Source organism: Streptomyces sp. NPDC107765, assembly GCF_055657085.1.
Genome location: NZ_JBVKBL010000007.1, coordinates 155,229 through 171,746, shown reverse-complemented (window position 1 = coordinate 171,746; position 16,518 = coordinate 155,229). Strand labels below are relative to the sequence as shown.

Here is a 16,518-nt window from a genome sequence, read left to right as displayed (position 1 = left end):
TCCCATGGTGATCCGCCGCCCCCTCGCCCGCGGCCGCGCCCGCCGTCCGCACACCGTCACCCTGCCCGGCTCGATCCGTCACCCCGCCCGGCTCACGTCGTCAGCCCGCCCAGCAGCTCCGTGACCTCCTCCGCGGCCAACGGCAGTTCGGCCTCCTCGTACGCCGTCCGGGCCCGCTCCCAGTAACTGCGGGCCTCCGCCGCCCGGTTGGCGGCCGCGGCGAGGTGGCCGAGGTGCTGCAGGGTGCGGGCCCACCCGACCGTGTGGCCGAGCCGGTGGTAAAGGTCGAGTGCCGACCGGTAGTGGTCGTGGGCCGCCGCGTGGCTGCCTTGCAGGCGGGCCGTGAACGCCAGGTTGAAGAGGGTGTGGGCGGCGGCCCGGTGGTCGTCGAGGGCCCGGAAGAGCGGTAAGGCGGCGGCGTAATGGCCTTCCGCTTCCGCGTACCGGCCGAGGCGGCGGGCGACCGTACCCATGCTGTGCAGCGTACGGGCCTCGCCGGTACGGTCGCCGAGCGCGCGGTAGCGGTCGAGGGCCTCGGCGAAGAGGGGCAGCGCCTGGTCGAAGTCCTGCTTGTGCTTGAGGAAGTCGCCCTTGTCGTACAGGGCCAGGGCCTGCTGGGCGCGGTCGGCGACGGTGCCGGCGAACTCCACGGCCATGTCGCACACCTCCAGGCCGGCGTCCCAGTCCTGCTGACGGCGCAGGAACCAGCTGACGTCGTGCGCCAGCGGCAGCACCACGGCGGGCCGGCCGTGCCGCTGCGCCAGATGGAGGGCCGACCGCAGGTTCAGGCGCTCGGTGTCGAGCCAGTCCTCCGCGGCGTCGTCCCGGCCGCGCGCGCGGGCCGCCGCCACGATGCGCTCGGTGGCGTCCCGGGCGGCATCGCGGTAGTGGGCCAGCAGCCGGTCGACGGCGGCCTCGACGCCCGCCGGGTCCTCCTCCTCGTGGCGGCGCCGCTCGGCGAACAGCCGCAGCAGGTCGTGGAAGCGGACCCAGCCGCGGGGTTTGCCGGGCTCGACCATGTGGACGTCGCGGAGCGCGCGCAGCAGCTTCCTGGCCCGGGGGACGGGTTCCCCGGCGAGCGCGGCGGCCGCCTCGACGCTCACCTGCTGGCCCGGGTTGAGCGACAGCAGCCGGAACATCCGGGCCTCGTCGGTGGTGAGCCGGGCGTACGACAGGTCGAAGGCGGCGGTCACCGAAGGGCGGTCACCGTAGGAGAGCTCCTCCAGGCGGGTGGCGCGGTCGCGCAGGGCCAGGGTGAGTTCGCCGACGGACTGCTCCGGGTCACCGGCCAGTATCGAGGCCACGACGGCGAGCGCCAGGGGCAGGTGGCCGCACAGTGCGGCGAGGTCGCACACCGCCCCGGGTTCGTCCAGGGCGCGGGTGTCGTCGGGGCGGCGCATGCGAAGTGTGCGGCTGATCAGGGCGGCGGCCTCGGCCGGCGCCAGGACGCCGAGGTCGAGGATCCGGGAGCCGGGGAGGTCCCCGAGGGTGCGGCGGCTGGTGACGACGACCCGGTGGGCCGGGGAGCCGGGCAGCAGCGGGCCGACCTGGTCCGTCGAGGAGGCGTTGTCGAGCACGACGAGCGCGGCGCCGTGCCGGGCGGCGCGTTCGGCCAGCTTGGAGCGGTACAGCGACAGCCGGCCCTCGAAGGTGGGCGGGAAGAGTTCGTCGGGGACGCCGAGCGCGCTCAGGAAGACGGAGACCGCGATGTCCGGCCGGACGTAGCGGTTCTCGTCGTAGCCCTGGAGGTTGATGAAGAGCACCCCGCCGGGGAACCAGCCCGCCGCCACGGCGTCGTGCGCGGCGCGCAGGGCGAGTGCGGTCTTGCCGACGCCGGCGGTGCCGACGAGCGTGGACACGGCCAGGGGGGCCGCGACCTGCGGGGTCGGCGCGGCCTGCGGGGTGGGCGCCGTCGGCGCCGGGGAGCCGGGGCCGGGGCGCAGTGCGGCGGTCAGGGTGCGCAGCGCCTCCTCCCGGCCGGTGAACTCCGGCGGCGCCGGTGGCAGTCCCGCCAGGGCGGTGGGCACCGGGTGTGTGAGGTGCAACTGCCCCACGTGGCCCGCCTGGACGACCGGCCCGGTGACGTTCCCGCTCAAGTCGTTGGATGACTGGTTCACGGTCCCTTTTCTAGCCGACCGCCGCGTCGCCCAAGCGGGTTTTCCGGCGACGGCCGCCGACGGCCGGCCGTACTCCGGCGGTGTCCGTGCCGATCGGCCCGCGTGGCATGCGGTGACATCTCTTGGGACCGTGGTAGCACCGTTCCCCGTCCGTCCCGCGAGGTGCAAGGTGAGCGACAAGGTCAGGCGGTCCAGCCCTCCGGCCCGCCGCGGGGAGCCGTTGCAGCGGTTCCTGTTCGGCGGGGTCTACGGATCGGTCCTCGCCAGTGCGCTGGCGGCCGCCCTCGGGGGCGAGCACGGGCCCCTGGACCCCGGGTACGACGCGGCGTGGGTGCTGGTGGCCTGCATCGCGTCGGCCGCGGCCCACGGTTACGCGCACGCCATCGCCCACCGCACGGCCGACGCGGCCCCGGTCACCACGAGCGCGGTGCGGTCGATGCTCACCGAGTGGCCGCTGGTGGTCGCGGCGCTGCCGACGGTCGCCGCGCTGTTCGGCTCCTACCTGCAGTGGTGGGGCGAGGAGGGCGCGATCGACGTGGCCCTGACGATCAATACGGTGGCGCTGTTCGGCTGGGGCCTGTGGAGCGCCCGGGCGGCGGGGCGGAGTTGGCCGGCGTCGTGCCGGGTCGGGTGCGTGGACGCGCTGCTGGGGCTGTTCATCATCGCCGCGAACGTGCTGACCAAGTGACCCGCCGGGCCGCGGACCGGCCGGGGAGGAGACACGGGCGAGGATCCGCTGTGAGCCGGCAAAAGATGCGTGCCGGTCACCCGTTCGCGACACTGAAGAGGACGGAAGCGCCTTCGTGGACGGTGTGACGTCCCTGCCCGCGAAGCTTCCGTGCGCACGCTCCGACGTCTCGGAAGGCGCCTCCCATGACCGCCGAACCCTTCTCCCTGCTGCGGGTCGAGGACCTGCTGCAGCTCCGGGTCGAGGTGATCAACCTCCGGCGGGACGGGACCCACTTGGTGCGGGAGGACCCGGCCGCGGAGGCGCTGCTGATGTTCAGCCTGCCGGCGCAGCACATCAGCGAGACCGTGGTGCACCCGGCGCCGGGCAACTTCCCCGAGACCGTGCCCTCGTTCGTGTCCGGCGGCACGACGCTGGTGTTCCGGCTCCCCGACGGTGAGGACTCCGTCGAACTCTCCGCCGAGGCCCTCCTGGACTGGAACCACCTCCGGTCCACGACCGTGCCCGACGACCCTCCCGACCCGTCCACCGTCAACGTCTTCGGCGGTGTGCCGCGCACGGCCATCGAATTCCCCACCCGGGTGCTGCTCGGGCACGAAGGCGCCGTCGAGTGGGCGACGCCGCGTCAGGCCGTGACGCTCGACGGCCGGTGCGAGCTGTTCCACGCCGAGTTGCACGGGGAGAACGGCGGCGACGCGCTGCTGCGCGCCTTCGCGGCACCGGGCGACCGGCCGCCGCGCACCGATCTCCCGCTCACCGACGACAACCGCACCGATCTCGTCGCCTTCACCCATGACGTGGACCTGGTCGGCCCGGACGGTGCCCCGGTGCGCAGACCGCTGCGCGCCGAGCGGTTCGTCCTCACCCCGCTCGGTGCGTCGGTGCGGATGGCCGGTGCCTGGGAGCCGGTGCCGGGGACGGATCTGGCGTCCTATCACCATGTCGCCGAACTGGGCCGCGACCAGGTGGTGCAGGTCGCGCAGCGCGGTTACCTCAGCACCGGGCACCGGGCCCTGCTGATCCGTACCAGTGAGCGCAAGTTCTCGGACCCGGGTGACGGCAACTCCGTGGCCTATCTGCAGCAGGAGACGCGCATCAGCGTCAGCGAGCCCGAGGTCTTCTACGGGGACGTGGGATTTCCGCACGGGGGACGGGAGATGCCGTTCCGGTCGCTGCGCATCCTCGACACCACCACGCCGCCGGTCGTCGACCACGGCGAAGAGCAGTTCTGGGTGACTTTGGAAGGGAGCGAGGAGCCCTACCGGTTCACGGTCGTCGGGACCGACAGCGAGGGCCGGGCCCTCAGCTTCACGATGCCGTTGCTGTTCGTCGACGCGCGGGCGGTGGGCAGCCTGCGGATCTTCGACTACAACGACCCGCTGTTCGAGGACCGCCGGACGATCGCGCTGAACGGCCGGACGGCGGCCCTGGCCCGGCCGCCCGACGGTGCGCCCGGGACCACCGCGCTTCCGGTGAGTGCGCTCAAGCTGGTCATGTCGCACGCGCCGGGCCATCCGCTGGGCGCCCTGCCGATCCTGCAGACGGCGCAGGTACGGGTCCCCGCCGTGGAGCAGCTGACCGGGCTCGCCACCGAGTCCGAGGTCGCCCTCCACGACGCCTACCTGAACGACGGCATGGCCGGGCAGGCGACCGGCGCCTTCCTCACCCTGGCCGAGGAGGTGCCGGTCCGCTTCGGTGCGGGCAAGGGCGGCGGTGTCGCGAGCCCGGACTCCGCGGTCAGGGCGGTCACCGCGCGGGCGGGCCTGCTCCCGGCCGCTTTCGCCGAGGCCGGGGCGGCCGCGTCCGGGCTGGGCACGGACCAGCTCCGGCAGATCTTCGGCGGGGCCAGACTGCTCGGTGTCATCAACCTGTTCGACCTGCTCGGCCCGGTCGACGGCTCCGCCGTCCGGGAGCTGGCCGGGCTGGACGACGACGAGATCCGCCGCAGGCTGGCGGGCGGCGCCGACCAGCTGCTGCCCGTACCGATCATGCGGGCCCGCGAGTTGGCGGCGGGCCGGGAGGTCCGCTACCTCTGGAAGCCCCGTCTGCGGCGCGAGCAGGTGGACATCGTGGCCGGCGTCTTCTCCCTCGATCTCAGGGGTGCCGCGCTGGCCATGGAGGCCACCACCGTCTGCTCACCCCGGGCGCTGCAGCAGTCGACGGTGCAGGGCGAGCTCAAGGGTTTCGCGCTCGACTTCGCCCACATCGTGCGGGTCGACATCGGACGGCTCGCCTTCACCGCCCGGCCGGGAAGCCGTCCCGACCTGACCGCCGAGGGCCTGAAGGTCCATCTCGTCGACGCCCTGGAATTCGTCAACGCGCTCAAGGACCTGCTGCCGGCCGACGGATTCGGCAGGGGCGCCTTTGTGAAGCCCTCACCGACGGGCATCACCGCGGGCTACACGCTCGCCGTTCCGGCCGTTCAGCTCGGCGTCTTCTCGCTGAGCAACGTCACCCTCACCGCCGAGCTGACGGTCCCCTTCGACGACCGGCCGGTTTCGTTCCGCTTCGCCGTCTCCGAGCGGCACCAGCCGTTCAACCTGAGCGTCTCGCTCTTCGGCGGCGGCGGATTCTTCTCCATGATCGTCAGCACCCGCGGGGTGGAACTGGTCGAAGGATCACTGGAGTTCGGGGGCAACGCCTCCCTCGACCTCGGTGTCGCCAGCGGCGGCGTCCATCTCATGGGCGGGGTCTATTTCGCCCTCACCGGACAGTCCGTCACCCTCACCGGCTATCTGCGCTGCGGGGGCTACCTCTCCGTCCTCGGGGTGGTCAGCGTCTCCGTGGAGTTCTACCTGCAACTGACCTACGTCAAGGACAGCAACAAGCACACCACGGAGGTGTTCGGTGCGGGGAGTCTCTGCGTCAGTGTGCGGGTGGCCGTCTTCACCAAGTCCGTCACGCTCAGCCTCCAGCGCCGGTTCGGCGGTTCGCCCGCCGATCCCGGCTTCGCCGATTGCGTCGAGCCGGCCGACTGGGACCGGTACTGCCTGGCCTTCGCCCCGTGAGGCGGCCGGGCGGAAGCTGCGGAAGGGCGGGACCGGACCGTGACCATCGACCAGCGCATCCAGTGGGTCCTGCTGCCGGCCGGTCTGAGCCCGGACGGCAGCCAGGCCCGGTTCTCGCTCTTCGTGGCCCCCAGGCTGGCGGCCGACCGCGAGGTCACCCTCGCCGACTTCCCGGACTTCCAGGACTGGCCCGCACGGCTGGCCACCGCGAGCTTCTTCGTCGTCACCACCGATGGCAACGGTACGGCGTCCGACGGCGAGGCCGGCCCGCTCACCGTCTCCGGCCCGGCGGCCGACTCGGCCCTGTGGCAGCGCCTCTTCCCGCCGCACACCCCCGTGACGCCCTTCGAGTTCGACGACTTCCGCAAGCCGGTCAAGGTGTCGTACCCGGCCAAGGGCCTCGCGGACACCACGCGCGGGGCGTTCGCCGCCGCCGCGGCGGGCTCGCCGGAGGAGCTCCCCACGGCCGGCGGCATGAGCGAGTTCGCCGGCTTCGCCCCGGCCCAGGACATGCCGACCCGGCTGCAGGAGATCGCGGCCACCCTCACCGCCGCCGACCAGCTCGCCGCCGACCGGCCCGACGGACCGGCCGAGCCCGAACTCGGCCCGCAGGACGCCTTCCTCGCCTTCCACCAGCAGGAGAAGCAGCTCGCCACGTTCGCCGGGCCCCCGCCCCCCGAGGAACCGCCACCCGAGCCCCCGCCCCGCCCGGTGCCGCCGGCCATCGACTTCCACCAGATGCTCTCCGCCCTGGGCGACCATCCCGCGCTGCTGCGCAGGCTCGGCCTGGTCGTGGACCTCACCCTGCCGGTCGAGCGGCTGACGCCCGCCCGCGGGGAGCGGGGCCTGGCGATGGCCCCGCGGTTCGCGTCCCTGGTGCCCGACGCGGCCTCCCAGGACCTGACACCGGCGACGCGGTACGCGCTGGTCCCCGGCGAGGACTTCTGCGCCGCCGCCTCCGGCGGGGATCCGCTGGGGCCGCCGGCCCGCGGCCTGTTGGCGCTGCCCGATTCCGAGTACGCCATCGAGCAGGCCGACATCGACGGGGTGAACCTCAAGCTGCTCGCCGCATCCGCCGCCGCGTCGGTGCCGGACGACGTGTCACCGGACGGGCGGACGCCGGAACGCTCGGCGCCGCCGAGCCTGCGGACGGCCGGCCTCGCCGTCGTCCAGGGCGGGCGCGCCCAGGCCCTGCAGTCCGGGTTCCGGCGGGCCGCGGCGCACCAGGACACCCTCGGCAACGGCGGCTCCCCCGTCCTGACCGCCGAGGACCTGGTGCGCGGCCATCGGGTCGACGTCTTCGACGAGAGCCGGCAGCAGTGGTTCTCGCTCCACCAGCGCATCGTCCACTACAACCCGCCGGACGGGGACGGCGGCGGGCCGATCGCCACGGTGACGGACGAGGGCTTCTTCCAGCCCGGCATGACCCGGCCGGAGGGGGCCGCCGAGCGGCTCCACGTCCACGAACACCTCGTCTGCTGGGACGGCTGGGCACTGTCCGCGCCCCGCCCCGGCATGGCGCTGGTCGACGAGGGACCGGCCGGCGAGGACGGCGCGGACGAACCGCCCGGGCCGCGGCGCATCACCAACCGGGCCACCACGACCCTGCCGCTGCAGATCGAGGCGGAGGCCCAGCCGGGGACGCTGCCCCGGCTGCGGTTCGGCCGCTCCTACCGCCTGCGCATCCGCACGGTCGACCTCGCCGGCAACGGCCCCTCCCTGGACGAGGCCGAGCGGCTCATGGACCAGGACGTGCTGGCCCTGCCCTCCACCGGGGGTGAGGTCTTCCGCCGCTACGAGGCCGTGGCCGCGCCCACGCTGCTGCCGCGTGCGCCGTTCACCGAGGGCGATTCGGCACACCGGCTGGTGATCCGCAGCACCGCCGGGCAGTCCCCCCAGCAGTACGCGGACGACTTCAACGCCCGGCCGCCGGTCGCCGACGGCACGCATCCGCCGTACCGGGCGGTCGACGAACGGCACCTGGTCGCCCCCAAGGCCTCGCTGGAGGCCGTCGAGCGGCACGGTCTGCTCGACGCGGCGATCGGCTCCGCCGACCCCGCGGCCCGTCGGTCCGGGTACGAACTGGCCGTACGGGAGAGCGGCCGGCTGGACGACCCGTCGCTGGACGGCGTCGCATTCGTCGACTTCCCCGGTCCGGAGCCCAGCCCCTCGTCGGACGGCCCGCCGGAGGACGGCCCGCCGTCGGACGGCTCACCGGAAGGCGGCCCGCCGGACGAAGGCCCGCCGCAGCGGTACGTCGTGCACACCGGTGAGCAGATCCAGCTGCCGTACCTGCCCGATCCGCTGTCGCTCGGCGTGGTCTTCCGCGGTCTGCCGGGCATGCCGGACCAGGACCCCTTCGAGGTGCCCTGGGCCGGGCCGGACTGGTCCACGCCGAAGTCCCTGCGGCTGCGCCTCGTCGAGGGCACCGGCCCGCCCCAACTGGACGCGGCGGCCCGGGTCCTGACCGTCGCGCTTCCGAAGGCCGCGGTCCGCACCGTGCGGGTCTGCTCCAAGGCAGTGGCCAACGAGAAGATCCTGGGCATGCTCCACTGGTGCCGGGAGGCGCTCGGTGACGGCGAGCAGTTCGAGAAGGTGATGGGCGCCGCCCGGGCGAACCGGCACTGGATGACGACCCCCTGGCACGAACTGACCCTCACCCACGCCGTCCAGCGGCCGCTGCTCGCCCCGGCCCTGACCCTGTTCGACATCACCGGTCGCGGCCTGGGCGACACCGGTGAGCACCTGGCCGGGTTCTTCGAACTGGACGCGCCCAGCACCGAGCGGATCGACCTCGTCGCGGACTGGACGGAGGAGGTCGACGACCTCTCCGAGCCGGGGCCGAGGACGCGGGACCTCACCGCGCCGGTCTTCCGCCTGCCGCTGGCCCTGGCCGTTCCGTTCGGCCCGGACGTCGACGTCAACAACGTTCCCAGCACCCTGGACGGGAACCAGCTCTTCTTCAGCACCGGCGCCGCCGCGGCGGCGGTGAACGAGCCGGGAGGCGTCCCGCCCCCGCCGGAGATGCAGGAGTTCGGCGACACCAAGCACCGGCAGGTGACGTACCGGCCCGTCGCCACCACGCCGTTCGGTGACTGCTTCCCGCCCGAGTTCGCCGCCGACCCGGAGCAGAAACTGCTGGCGCAGTGGGGCGAGCCGGTGCCGCACACCGTCCTGAGCAGCAGCAAACCCGCCGCGCCCCAGGTCCTCGACTGCCTCCCCACCATGGCCTTCGAGACGTCCGGCAGTCTGCCCGGGACCCTCACCCGGCACCGCCGCGGGGGCGGGCTGCGCCTCTACCTCGCGCGGCCGTGGTTCACCTCCGGCAGCGGCGAACTGCTCGCGGTGCTCGTGCCGGAGGAGGGCGAGGAGCCGAGCGAGGGCGCGTACCCCTTCATCACGCTGATGGGCCGCGACCCCGCGCACCGGTCCGCGCCCGTCACCTTGCCCACCCCGGCCCACTTCCCCGGTGCCGAACAGGTCAGGTCCGGCCTGGTGCTGCCGGACCCGGCCGCCTTCTTCCCGGGCTTCACGGTCACGGCCGTGGGATTCCGCCCGCAGTTCGCCGAGGAGAGCGGCCGCTGGGTCTGCGACCTGGACGTCGCCATGGGGGACGCCTACCTCCCGTTCGTCCGGCTGGCCCTCGCCCGCTTCCAGCCGGACTCCCTGGAAGGCGAGCACCTGTCCCCGATCGTGCACACGCCAGTGCTGCGGACCCTGCCCGACCGGGTGCTGACCGTCGAGGGGACGGACCCGCTGACCGTCCGGCTCTCCGGGCCGAACTACCTCACCGACTTCACCCTCGGCGGAGGCGTCAGCCCCGAGGTGAGCGTGTCCCTGCTGCAGCGGGACCCGGAGATCCCGGACGACGCGGTCGCCTGGCGAAAGCTCGACGACACCGAGATCCTGCTCGACCCGGAGGACACCTCCCGCCCCGACCAGACCTATTCCGGCGAGTTCTCCCTGCCCTCACCGCTGCCCCCGGGCCCGCTGCGGCTGCTGGTGACCGAAAGTGCCGTCTCCGGTTCGGACTTCGCCGTGAGCGAGCTCTTCGGCCCGATCGGGACCCAGGTGATCTACGCCGACACGGTGCCGCTCTAGGGGACCGGCAAGCCCCTCGCCCGCGGCCGGTCCGCGGTCAGTGCCGCCGGTTCGCCCACGCGCCGGCGCCCTCCCCCGTCCGCCACTCCGACGCCAGCACCGACCAGATCTCCTCGTCGTGCCGCTGCCCCCGGTACCGGTAGCTCTCGCGCAGTACGCCGTCCCGTGTCATCCCCAGTCGCCGGGCCACGGCGATGCTGGGCGCGTTCGTCGACGAGACCCACCACTCCACACGGTGGATGCCGCGCTCCTCGACGGCCCAGTCGATGAGGACCCGCGCGGCCCGGGTCACCAACCCCTTGCCGGCCGCGGACGGTTCCAGCCAGCAGCCCGCCTCGGCGTTGCCCTGCGCGACGTCCATCGTCCGCAGGATGACCGCGCCGACCAGCGTGCCGTCCGTCCGGATGCCGTGGATCCGCCCGGTGTCGGCGGCGGCCTTCTCGGCGTACCCCTGGAGGAACGCCCGGCTCGACGCCAGGTCCGTCACGATGTCGGGCAGCCCGTTGTGCTGCCCGATGAACTCCCGGCCCCGGTCGATGTGGGCCAGGAACTCGTCGGCCCGCCACGGCTCCAGCGGGCACAGCTCGGCGCCGTCGTCTCCGAGGGATATCGCGTACATGGTCACCTTCCGTGGTCGGGAGCATCGGGGGTCCTGGGTGAGGTGGCGTTCCGCCGCAACGCATGGGTACGCAGGGCGAGTTGGGCCTCGGACCGGAAGTGCGGGTCGCCGAGCCGGTCGCCGAACCACCCCTCAAGATCATCAGGTACGGAACGACCCGTACGTACCTGAGATCCCCGGCCGGGCCCCGGACGCCCCTCTCAGCCGGTAGCCGGGTCGGCCGACTGCGCGGTGGCCCTCCGGCCCGGCAGGACGGCGAGGACGAGGACGGTGCCGACGGCCATGATGATGCCGCCGGTCAGGCTGGTCGTGGCGACGCCGTGGGCGAAGGCCCGGTGCACGGCGTCGACCAGGGCCTGGGCCCGAAGGGGGCCGCCGGACGGGTCGTGGGCGATCCGTTCGGCGACCGCCAGGCCGCCGCCCACCGAGTCCTTGGCGGCGTCCATGGCCGCGGCCGGGAGGCGGCCGCCGGCCAGGTCGGCCAGTTGGTCCCGGTAGGCCGTGCCCAGCAGCGAGCCCAGCACCGCGATGCCGAGCGAGCCACCGAGTTCCAGGGCGGTGTCGTTGGCGCCGCCGCCCACCCCCAGCTCGTCCTCCGGGAAGGAGCCCATGATGGTGTCCGTGGCCGGGGACACGCTCAGGCCGATCGCGAAGCCCAGCATCATCATCGGCGCCAGGAAGTCGGCGTAGGCCGAGCCCTGGTCGATCCGGGTGAGCAGGAAGACCCCCGCGGTCCCGATCGCCATACCGGCCACCACCATCGCCTTCATCCCCAGCCGCGGGGTCAGCCGGCCGGTCACCGCCGCGCCGGCGAACACCGCACCGGCCAGCGGCAGCAGCCGTACGCCGGTCTCCAGCGCGTCGTAGCCGAGGACGAACTGCAGGAACTGCGTGGAGTAGTAGAGCGCGCCGAAGGTGCCGAAGAAGAAGAACAGCACCGCGAGCAGGGAGCCGCTGAAGGGGCGCAGCGTGAACTTCCGTACGTTCAGCATGGGGTGCGGGTGCCGCAACTCCCAGGCCACGAAGGCCGGCAGGCCCAGGCCCGCGACCACGGCGGCGGTGATCGGGCCGGCACCCCAGCCGAAGTGCGGGCCCTCGATCGCCGCGTAGACCAGGCTGCCGACGGAGACGATCGACAGCAGGCCGCCCACGTAGTCGATCCGCCCCATGCCCTGCGCCTTCGACGACGGCACCAGGACCAGCGCGCCGATGACGGCTACGACCGCGACGGGGACGTTGATCAGGAAGGTGGAGCCCCAGGCGTGGTCCTCCAGCAGCCATCCGGCGACCAGCGGGCCGACGGCGATGGCGAGACCGGAGGTGGCGGTCCAGGCCGTGATGGCGCGGGCGCGCTCGGCCTTCGGGAAGACCGCGACGAGCAGGGAGAGCGTGGCCGGCATGACGACGGCGGCGCCGACGCCCATGATCGCCCGGGCCGCGATGACCAGTTCGGTCCGGTCGACCAGGCTGCCCATGACCGAACCGCCGGCGAAGACCACCAGACCCGTGAGAAGCGCGCCGCGGCGGCTGTATTTGTCGCCGATCGCGCCCAGCACCAGCATCAGCGCGGCGTACGGGACGGTGTAGCCGTCGACGACCCACTGCAGGTCGCTGCTGCTCAGCCCCAGGTCCCTGGTCATGTCCGGCGCGGCCACGATCAGCGAGGTGTTCGCCATGACCACGATCAGCAGGCTCAGACAGAGCACGAGCAGAGCCCACCACCTGCGCGGATACGGGGCTTCCCGAGGCTGACCGGGCGCGGGAGCGGCTGTGGACGCGCGGCGACCGGCTGCGGGTGCTGCCGGCGGGGATATGGATGCGGGATCGACGGGCGACACGGAACCTCCACGGCGAGGGGAACGGAAAGGGGACGGGAAGGGAGAGAGGGCGGGAACGGGAGCGGCAGCAGGACACGACGAAAGCCGAACTTGCACAGCCGTGTGCAACCATAAGAACATGCACAGCACTGTGCAAGTAATACGATGAGGGGGCATCGCCGACACAGGAGCCGCCCGCCCATGACCAGCCGCCCAGGGCCCGCCCCGCAGCGCAGCCACGCCCGCTCCAACCGCGCCCGCATCCTGGCCACCGCCCGCGAGGAGCTCAGCCGCAACCCGGAGGCGAACCTGGAGGAGATCGCCCGCGCGGCCGGTGTCGTCCGCCGCACGCTCTACGGCCACTTCCCCAACCGCCAGGCCCTGATCGCCGCACTCGCGGACGAGGCCGCACAGTCGTTGGAGGAGGCGTTCACCTCGGTGCGGCAGTCCGACGCCGAGCCCGCGACGGCCCTGGCCCGCAAGACCCTGGCCGTCTGGGCCGTCGGCGACCGCTACCGCATGCTCATCGCCCTCGGCCGCCGCGACCTGGGCGAGGAGGGCATCCGCGCCGCGCTCGCCCCGGTCCGCGCGGAGGCGACCTCGATCCTGGAACGCGGCCAGCGGGACGGCGTCTTCTCCGACCACCTCCCCGCCCCGGTCCTCGCCCAGGCCCTGGAATCCCTCACCCTGACCCTCATCGAGGCGCAGGACCCGTCCGCCTGGCACGACCCGGCCGGTGAGGCGACCGCCCTGGCCGTCCTCATCGCCGCCGGCCTCACCCCGGCCTCGGCGCGTACGTGCCTGCGGTCCGCCCGCGCGGAGCCGGGCCCCGGCCCTGCCGACTAGACCCGACCCGCCTTGCGGCTACAGCTGTTGCTGGATCCACCAGAAGGCGAGGCCGACCGCACCCGTGCCCAGGCCGTAGCAGGTGCCGCGGAGCAGATGGGCGGCCGCGTCGTGGCGGTGGCGACGCGCCCACCGCCTCAGGCGGACGGCCCGGGTCACCCGCACCGGATCCGGGTCCTGCGGCGGGCGCTTGCGTTTCCTCATGCGATGCCCTTCGTCTCAGCGGTGCTGCGCACAGTCCTGCAGGCGGCGGGCGATCTCGCGATCCGGCCGGCACACCAGCACGTCGTCCGTTTCCTCGCGGGTCGCCAGCCGCTCGACCTCGGCGGTGAGCCCGGGCTCCCGGACCCGTACCGGCGGGCAGTTGCGCCGCACGTACGTCGCGAAGAGGCCCATCCCCTCCATGAAGGCGTCGTCGGGGCCGTCCAGGCAGTTCTGCAGCAGGTCGATCCAGTGCTCGGCCTCGGCGACCTCGCCCCGGCCGAGGTGGTGCAGGTGCAGGCAGTAGGCCGCGGCTCTGTTACCGGCACCGGCGGCGAACTGCCACCAGAACTGGGCGCTTTCCGGATGGTCCGCGAGGGACAGCATGCAGGCGAAGACCTGTGCACCGTCGACGTCGAGGTCCTCCAGGTCGTCCTCGTCCACCAACAGCGCGGTGCAGTCCTCGGTGCCGCCGCCCGCGCCCTCCTCACCACCGCCCTTCCGGCCGATCGCCTCCGCCAACCGCTCGACGTGCACGGCGGCACCGGGCTGGTCGAGCACCCAGCGGACGACCACGGACAACTGCTGCCGGGCCAGCGAGACCGGCGGCACGTCACCGGCCGGCGGCACATAGCCGGCATCCTCCGCCAGCCGCCGCAGCCCCGCCCCGACATCGAAGGCGCGCCGCCTGACGTGCAGCCTTCCTCCGGCCTCCGCGAGGAGGCGTTCCACACTGCTCACTTCGGGTCCCCCTCTCCCCTGATGTACGACGCCATGGCCCGCTCCAGGCGCTCCTTCGCCTTGCGGCAGTGGTAGTCGACGGTGCTGTGGGTCACGCCCAGGTACCAGCCGATCTCGCAGGTCTCGCACCGCAGCACGTACCGCAGCACGATGACGTCGAACTGGCGCGGCGGCAGACTGCACAGCGCGCGGTACAACCCGGTCTCACCGCGCAGCAGCGCCAACTGCCTGCGGAAGCCGCCCAGTTGCTCCGATATGACGACCCGGCGCAGGATGGCCCAGGTCTGCTGCTGGAGGTTGCTCTCCTCCAGGAGCGCGTCCCAGTGGCGCAGAATCTCCAGGAACGCCCGGTGCACCGCCTCCTCGGCGGCGTCGTTGCCGTCGAGGTGGAGCAGCGCGTACCGGTGGAACGCGTCCTGGTTCGCCAGGTAGAGCGCCTCGAACTCCAGCGGGAGGGGGAGTACCGCCTCCGCCACCGGACTGCCGTCCTCCGCATAGACATCTTCGGTCATGGGTCCTCTTCATTGAGGCTGGAACGTAAGGGCGAACGTCAACTCCGGTCGCGCCACCTACTGATGACGCCCACTCAACCCGACCGACCGGCCGAACACGCATGCCTGCGCGGCCGAATATCACCCATTGATCACCCAGCGCTGCGCAGCGTGATGGCCTACCCGGTGGTAGCGGACCGTGAGCTGCCGCTTCACGACAGGCGCCCCGCAAGGGTCTACGCCCTTTCCCCTAACCCAGTGACACAACTCACAAGCCCACGCCGCCCTTCCGGCACTGTCCGCCCGCGCGCCACCACCTCACCCACCTGACGTGTCAGCACCTTCACCCGCTGTAGGCGAACGGTCCGAATAGTGGGCGTTCACGCCGTACGGGCAGGTCGGGCCCCCAGACTTTTCCGGCTCACCGACGTCTCACCCAATGAACAGGCACGACCATGAGCCGGACAAACACCCGGTCCCCCGAGGACCCCCCGCAGACCGCACCGGACGGCGAGTCCGTGTTGTCGCACGGCCTCAAGCAGCGTCATCTGTCGATGATCGCGCTCGGCGGCGTCATCGGCGCGGGGCTCTTCGTCGGCTCCGGGGCCGGGATCGCCGCGGCCGGGCCGGCCATCGTGCTGCTCTTCGTCGGGGCCGGCGCCCTGGTCATGCTGATCATGCGGATGCTCGGCGAGATGTCCGCCGCCCGGCCCTCCACCGGCTCGTTCTCGGTGCACGCGGAGCAGGAGCTCGGCTCGTGGGCCGGGGTCACCTCGGGCTGGATGTACTGGCTGATGCTCTGCGCCGGCGTGGCCGCCGAGGCCACCGCGGCCGGCACGATCATGCACACCTGGGTGCCGTTCCTCCCCGGCTACGGCTGGGTGGCGGTCTTCATGGCGTTCTTCTGCGCCAGCAATCTGACCGCCGTCAAGAACTTCGGGGAGTTCGAGTTCTGGTTCGCCGCGATCAAGGTCGCGACGATCGTGGCCTTCCTGGTGCTGGGTGTGCTGGGCATCCTCGGGGTCTTCGGCAACCCGCCCGGCACCCGCCACCTCACCGGCCACGGCGGCTTCTTCCCCACCGGCGCCGCCGGACTCGCCGCCGGGCTGCTCACCACCATCTCCGGCTTCGCCGGCCTGGAGACCGTCACCATCGCGGCGGCGGAGTCCGACCATCCGAGCCGGAACGTGGCCCGCGCCGTCAAAACCGCCGTCTGGCGCATCGCCGTCTTCTACATCGGCTCCATGGCCGTGGTCGTCACCCTGGTGCCGTGGAACGACCCGAAGGTCGCCACGGAGGGCCCGTACGTCACCGTGCTCGACCGCCTCGGCATCCCGGCCGCCGGCACGATCATGCAGATCGTGGTGCTGGTCGCGCTGCTCTCCGCGATGAACGCCAACATCTACGGCTCGTCGCGCATGGCGTACTCCCTCGTCAACCGCGGCCAGGGGCCGCGCTTCCTGAGCCGGGTCACCCGGGGCGTGCCGGCCGCGGCGGTGCTGGCGTCCTGCGCCTTCGGCTTCGCCGCCGTGATCGCCGGGATCGTCTGGCCGACCACCGTATTCGCCTGGCTGCTGAACATCGCGGGCTGCGCGGTGCTGGTCGTCTGGTCCATCGTCTGCCTCACCCAGCTGCGGATGCGCCGCCGCCTGGAGCACGAGGCACCCGAACTGCTCTCCGTGCGGATGTGGGGCTTCCCGTACCTGACCTGGCTGGCGTTCGCCGCCATCCTCGGCATCTTCGCCGTGATGGCCGCCTCGGCAGACGGCCGCCACCAGCTCGCCGGAACGGCCCTCGTGGTAGCAGCCCTGGCCGCCACCGGCCACCTCAAGCAGCGGCGCGATCGGCGGGAGACCAGCGGGGGGTGAGGCGGGGGGGCCGGGCCGGTC

Annotated in this window: 11 protein-coding genes; 5 read left to right on the top strand and 6 right to left on the bottom strand. The window is 72.9% G+C overall.

From position 1 onward, the window contains the following. Positions 1-92 precede the first annotated feature (92 nt). Positions 93-2,117 carry an ATP-binding protein gene (locus ACZ7MX_RS19005; RefSeq protein ID WP_472133532.1) on the bottom strand — a complete coding sequence of 675 codons (2,025 nt, stop codon included), beginning with the start codon at positions 2,115-2,117 and terminating at the stop codon, positions 93-95. A 169-nt stretch (positions 2,118-2,286) separates the two neighbouring features. On the opposite strand from ACZ7MX_RS19005, the gene ACZ7MX_RS19000 reads away from it, so the two are divergent. The 3 genes from ACZ7MX_RS19000 (at position 2,287) to ACZ7MX_RS18990 (ending at position 9,914) form a co-directional block, all read left to right on the top strand. Then, positions 2,287-2,805: a hypothetical protein gene (locus tag ACZ7MX_RS19000; protein ID WP_472133530.1), complete on the top strand. Its 519-nt coding sequence runs from the start codon at positions 2,287-2,289 to the stop codon at positions 2,803-2,805. Between the two features lie 185 nt (positions 2,806-2,990). Further along, complete coding sequence (locus tag ACZ7MX_RS18995) at positions 2,991-5,813, top strand: hypothetical protein (RefSeq protein WP_472133528.1); 2,823 nt, start codon at positions 2,991-2,993, stop codon at positions 5,811-5,813. Positions 5,814-5,852: 39 nt separating this feature from the next. Further along, entirely contained in the window at positions 5,853-9,914 is a 4,062-nt protein-coding gene (locus tag ACZ7MX_RS18990) for a hypothetical protein (protein WP_472133526.1), read from the top strand. Positions 9,915-9,951: 37 nt separating this feature from the next. On the opposite strand, the gene ACZ7MX_RS18985 is transcribed toward ACZ7MX_RS18990, so the two are convergent. Then, a complete protein-coding gene (locus tag ACZ7MX_RS18985) occupies positions 9,952-10,533 on the bottom strand; it encodes a GNAT family N-acetyltransferase (RefSeq protein WP_472133524.1) in 582 nt (193 codons plus the stop codon). A 200-nt stretch (positions 10,534-10,733) separates the two neighbouring features. Continuing rightward, positions 10,734-12,239: an MFS transporter gene (locus ACZ7MX_RS18980; RefSeq protein ID WP_472133522.1), complete on the bottom strand. Its 1,506-nt coding sequence runs from the start codon at positions 12,237-12,239 to the stop codon at positions 10,734-10,736. A gap of 312 nt (positions 12,240-12,551) precedes the next feature. Here ACZ7MX_RS18980 and ACZ7MX_RS18975 point away from each other — a divergent pair, with 312 nt between their 5' ends. Continuing rightward, a complete protein-coding gene (locus tag ACZ7MX_RS18975) occupies positions 12,552-13,196 on the top strand; it encodes a TetR/AcrR family transcriptional regulator (protein ID WP_472133520.1) in 645 nt (214 codons plus the stop codon). An 18-nt stretch (positions 13,197-13,214) separates the two neighbouring features. Here the strand turns inward: ACZ7MX_RS18975 and ACZ7MX_RS18970 are convergent, their stop codons facing one another. The 3 genes from ACZ7MX_RS18970 to ACZ7MX_RS18960 are packed head-to-tail and all read right to left on the bottom strand — an operon-like array spanning position 13,215 to position 14,650. Continuing rightward, positions 13,215-13,400 (bottom strand): hypothetical protein, encoded by a 186-nt coding sequence (locus tag ACZ7MX_RS18970; RefSeq protein ID WP_472133518.1) that lies wholly within the window; start codon positions 13,398-13,400, stop codon positions 13,215-13,217. A gap of 15 nt (positions 13,401-13,415) precedes the next feature. Continuing rightward, complete coding sequence (locus tag ACZ7MX_RS18965; RefSeq protein WP_467698939.1) at positions 13,416-14,138, bottom strand: hypothetical protein; 723 nt, start codon at positions 14,136-14,138, stop codon at positions 13,416-13,418. Continuing rightward, positions 14,135-14,650, bottom strand: coding sequence for an RNA polymerase sigma factor (locus ACZ7MX_RS18960; RefSeq protein ID WP_472133516.1), 516 nt, complete (start codon positions 14,648-14,650; stop codon positions 14,135-14,137). Before ACZ7MX_RS18960 ends, ACZ7MX_RS18965 begins: the two co-directional genes overlap by 4 nt. A gap of 434 nt (positions 14,651-15,084) precedes the next feature. Between ACZ7MX_RS18960 and ACZ7MX_RS18955 the strand changes: the two genes are divergently transcribed. Then, positions 15,085-16,497: an amino acid permease gene (locus ACZ7MX_RS18955; protein ID WP_472133514.1), complete on the top strand. Its 1,413-nt coding sequence runs from the start codon at positions 15,085-15,087 to the stop codon at positions 16,495-16,497. The last annotated feature ends 21 nt before the right edge of the window (positions 16,498-16,518 follow it).